Genomic DNA, 3,112 nt, shown 5'->3' with positions numbered 1-3,112 from the left:
GTCCCGCCCCACCGTCCCGCCGTCCTGCGCTCTGACCCAAGAGCAACTGCCGTGCCGGGCCTCAACCACGCGTCTTCCGAGGGAAGAAACCCCGGAGCTGCTCCAGCCGCCGGGGAAGGACTGACCTTTTTTCAGCCCCCGTTTCAGGTACTTCCGACCGTTTTCTTGCCCTGGGGAATGAAACCCACGTCTCCCCACGTCAGGCACGCGACGAAGCCCCCCACTGCAGGGCGGCACACCATCCCCGTGGGGGTGGATGTGCCAGGTGCGGGGAAGATTCAGGAGATGTGCAACCTGACGCGGGGGCCGCCCGGAGAGGAGGGGGCCATCCAGGCACGTCAGGGGGTGCGTCCCGGACGGCGCCTGCCCGAAGGCGGCGCACATCCGTCCATGCAGGTACGACCTACTTCGACGGCGGGACCAGGACGAGGATGAGGTCCCCACCCACGTGCTTGCCGGCCTTCTGGTACACGGCGCCCTGGCGGCCCAGCTCCACCTCCACGGACGACTGGTTCGGGATGATGACGCGCAGGGTGGCGATGCCGTCCTTCATGCCCAGCAGCTGGAGCGACGCGTTGGTCCCGTTGGGCAGCTTCACCTCGGTGGGCCTGGCGGCGACCACCTCCACGGTGTCCAGGGACATGCGCTTGAAGGACGTGAAGCTGAAGTTCTGCTTCTGGAACGCCTCCTTCATCTTGTTGAGCTCCGCGGGCTCCACCGCGGTGCCCTTGTTGGAGGCGAGCACCACCTCCACCTGCACCTTCACCTTGGCGTCCTGGGCGAGGGCCACCGCCGGTCCCAGCGTCAGGGCCACGGCGCACAGCAGTGCCAGCACCGCCCACCTCTGCTTCGTCATAGCGCTCCTCCCGTGGGCCGCGGCGCCGCGGGCGTCACCGCCGGCTGCTGCATGCCCTGGCCGTCCAACTGTCCACCCAACTCATCGATCTCCGCCTCGTCCTGCTTCTTCGGCTGACCGGGGGTGCCGGGCGCGGCGTCGGGCGCCTGCTCCTGCTCGTCCACCATCCAGATGATGGAGCCGCCACCTTCGGTCTCCATCACCACCGGGGCCACGCGGGCGCCCTGGTAGGACTGGATGGACTTCACCGTCATGCGCTCGGCGGCGTAGCCCTCCGGGGCCTGGTCGCGCAGCAGCAGGGGCAGCGCCACCAGGAGCACCACCGCAGCGGTGGCCAGCGAGGAGAGCATCGCGGTGCGCTGGTAGAGGAACATCTCCGACAGGGTCAGCCGCAGCCGTTCGATGAGCGGCGGCTTCTCCGGCGTCACCCGGGCCATCACCTTCTGGGTGAAGTCCTTGAAGTCGACGTCGTCCACCGCCATGTCCAGGCCCACCCGGAGCAGGCCGGATTCGGCGCGCAGGTCGGCCGAGCGGCCGGTGCAGTCGCGGCACGCCGCCAGGTGGCGCTCCACGTGGACGCGCTCCGCCGGGGCGAGTTCGCCGTCGATGTAGGGGGACAGGAGCGGGACAAAACGGTCACACGCGGGATTTCCGGCCATGCTCTTCACCCTGCGGTCTGGTGGGAATGCATCGGTGGGACGCGGCCCCCCCACAGATATTCGAGGGGGATTGCAGGCACCCCTCACTCATTGCCCACCCCGCTCTTCGCTTCGTCCAGCTCCAGGTATTCGCTGAGGATTTTCTGCACCTTGGCGCGCGCGTGGAACAGGCGGCTCATCACGGTGCCCTTGGGAATGTCCAGCGTGCGGGCCAGGTCCTCGTAGGACATTCCCTCGATTTCGCGCAGCAGGAGGATGGCGCGGTGCTTCTCCGGCACCGTGGCCAGGGCCTCCTGGATCTTCTCCGCCAGCTCCTTCCGGAGGGCGCTCTTCTGGGGGTTGGTCCCCAGGCGGCTGCCGAGCGCGCCGATGCGGGCCTCGGAGACGTCCATCTCCTGGGTTTCGTCGAACTCCACCTGCTCGCCACCGCCCCGGCGCTTGCGGAGCACGTCGATGCAGATGTTGGACGTGATGCGGTAGAGCCACGTGTAGAAGGACGCGTCGCCCTTGAAGTGGTCCAGGTACTTGTAGACCTTGACGAACGCCTCCTGGGAGACGTCCATCGCTTCCTCCTTGTCCTTCAGCATACCGAGCGCAACGGCGTACACCTTGCGCTGGTAACGCTCGACGAGGAGCTTGAAAGCGCGCTGGTCCCCGCTGCGGACGCGCTTGACGAGTGTAAGGTCGTCGGTGGCCAAGAGAGTGCGGCACCGTACCACAAGCCTGCACAACCCCAAGCGTTCCGAACAGCCTCCTCGCTTCTAGAGGGAGCTGACGAGCGCGATGACCGCCAGCGCGACGCCCGCCATGGCCAGGATGGCCCCGAACACCATCCGGTCCCACTGCCCTTCGGAGACGGCGTCGTCCTCGTCCGGGCCGGCGCGGAAGCGGTGGAGCACGTTCCAGAGCATCCGCGTGCCCAGCTTGCGGTCGGAGCGGTGGCGGTCCGGGTCGTCGTTCTGGAGGGGGTGGCCCTGCTCGTCCCGGCGGATGAACGGGGCGGGGATGGGCTGGTAGAGGCCCGGCGTCATCGGGGCGGCCTGTTCGGAGTGCCGCACGTCGGGCGGGGGCTCCAGCTGGACGTCCTTCGCACGCTCGCGGGCTTCCGCCGGTGAAGGCGCGTCCAGCACCCAGAGCCCCGCCTCCACGCCCGTCTGGCCGGTGTGGGGGTCCTGGAGGCCGGCGAAGCCCTGGTCCTTCAGGGCCTGGGTGAAGGCGGCCTTGGCCTCCGGGGCGGGCGGGTGCGCGGTGGCGGCCTCCGCGTAGGCGGCGAAGAAGGCCCACAGGCGGGCCACGCGGTCGGACGAGGGCAGCGACGCGGGCCGCACCTGGGCGGACAGGAGCGCGCTGTCCGAGGCGAACCGTTTGGCCACCGCGGGCTGGCCCTCCAGGTCCTTGAGGTCGCCGGGCACCAGCGAGCCCACGTCCAGCACCGGCCCGCGCGCCTCGCCCGCGCCCAGGTAGGGACTGGCGGTGGTGGTGCGCTGCGGGTCGGGCGGCCGGAAGCCGTCCTTCAGCTTGCGGCGCTCCGGGGGGACGGGCGTGCGGGGCAGCTCGAAGCCGGTGCCGGGCTCCGTCCGGGGGCCGCGCGTCGTGC

4 protein-coding genes are annotated in these 3,112 nt (G+C 69.8%); all 4 read right to left on the bottom strand.

Translation table 11 applies throughout. The features are described from left to right. Positions 1-403: 403 nt before the first annotated feature. Positions 404-856: a hypothetical protein gene (locus tag D7V97_RS41715; RefSeq protein WP_199729179.1), complete on the bottom strand. Its 453-nt coding sequence runs from the start codon at positions 854-856 to the stop codon at positions 404-406. Continuing rightward, positions 853-1,515 (bottom strand): anti-sigma factor, encoded by a 663-nt coding sequence (locus tag D7V97_RS41710; RefSeq protein ID WP_120616086.1) that lies wholly within the window; start codon positions 1,513-1,515, stop codon positions 853-855. Before D7V97_RS41710 ends, D7V97_RS41715 begins: the two co-directional genes overlap by 4 nt. Positions 1,516-1,598: 83 nt before the next feature. Then, on the bottom strand, positions 1,599-2,213 hold the full coding sequence (locus D7V97_RS41705; protein ID WP_199729177.1) for an RNA polymerase sigma factor: 615 nt from the start codon (positions 2,211-2,213) through the stop codon (positions 1,599-1,601). A gap of 63 nt (positions 2,214-2,276) precedes the next feature. Then, a partial coding sequence (locus tag D7V97_RS45090; RefSeq protein ID WP_120616084.1) for an Immediate early protein ICP0 occupies positions 2,277-3,112 on the bottom strand: 836 nt, incomplete at its 5' end.

Origin of the sequence: Corallococcus sp. CA053C (assembly GCF_003611675.1) — a bacterium.
In the GTDB taxonomy this organism is placed as follows: Bacteria; Myxococcota; Myxococcia; order Myxococcales; family Myxococcaceae; genus Corallococcus.
The sequence above is the reverse complement of the archived record's forward strand: the minus strand, read 5'-3'. Positions and strand labels throughout refer to the sequence as shown.

What these genes read in the sequence shown, in the direction of transcription:
- D7V97_RS41715 (WP_199729179.1), bottom strand. Translation starts at nt 856, where the DNA reads ATGACGAAGCAGAGGTGGGCGGTGCTGGCACTGCTGTGCGCCGTGGCC.
- D7V97_RS41710 (WP_120616086.1), bottom strand. Translation starts at nt 1,515, where the DNA reads ATGGCCGGAAATCCCGCGTGTGACCGTTTTGTCCCGCTCCTGTCCCCC.